At 43.3% G+C, this 962-nt stretch carries 1 protein-coding gene; it reads left to right on the forward strand.

Translation table 11 applies throughout. The features are described 5' to 3' along the window. Positions 1 to 117: 117 nt before the first annotated feature. A partial coding sequence (locus A3761_RS25320) for an AMP-binding protein (protein ID WP_156492130.1) occupies positions 118 to 962 on the forward strand: 845 nt, incomplete at its 3' end.

Raw genomic sequence — 962 nt, forward strand, 5'->3', positions numbered from 1 at the left:
CCCTACGGAACCATTATTCAGAAATTATCGATGAAACTATTTCTAGGTAAGGCAGATAAAGAGCTGCTAGGCCCACCTAATCTAGATTCATAATAATAAACACCTTTGGGGTTACCGATGACACAGATAAACACAACACTCTCACGCAACAACCTAGCCGACTTTTTAGAGGGCTTTCTTCAAAAATACGCAGAAAAACCAGCTTATTCATGTCTCGGGCAAACATTATCCTTTGCTGAAATCGATGCTAAATCTAAGGCTTTGGCCTGTTTCTTACAGCAGCAAGAGAACCTAAATCAGGGTGACCGGATAGTGATACAGCTGCCAAATCTAAGCCAGTACCCAATTGCTGCTTACGCCGCGTTGCGTGCTGGTTTAGTCGTGGTAAACACAAACCCTCTTTACACGCCTAGAGAAATGCAGCATCAATTCTCAGATTCAGGTGCCAAGGCGATAATTATTCTAGAAGACCTGTTGCCCAACTTAGAAAAAATCAAGGGTGATACGGCGCTGGAGCTAGTGATTTCAACAGGTGCTGCGGATTTACTAAGCGACTCCCCGACGCCTGCTCCAGAGGGTTGCCACTCTTTTAGCCAAATCCTCAATGATTTTGATCAGGCTAAATTGCAAGCCCGTAAAGATATTGGCCCAGATGATTTATGTATGCTCCAGTACACTGGAGGCACAACTGGCGTTTCTAAAGGTGCTTGTTTAAGCCACCGAAATGTCATAAGTAATGCTAAACAATGTTTGGATAGACTTGCTACAGGGTGTAGAGAAGGGCAAGAGATATTTGTGTGCCCATTACCCCTCTACCATATCTATGCCTTTACAGTGAATATGATTATGTTTGCGAGCAAAGGCAATCTCAATGTACTCATTCCTAACCCTAGGGATCTTAACGCCTTTATTAATGCCATCAAACCTTTCGAATTTACCGGCATATCAGGGATCAACACTCT

It is taken from the genome of Oleiphilus sp. HI0123 (assembly GCF_001635315.1).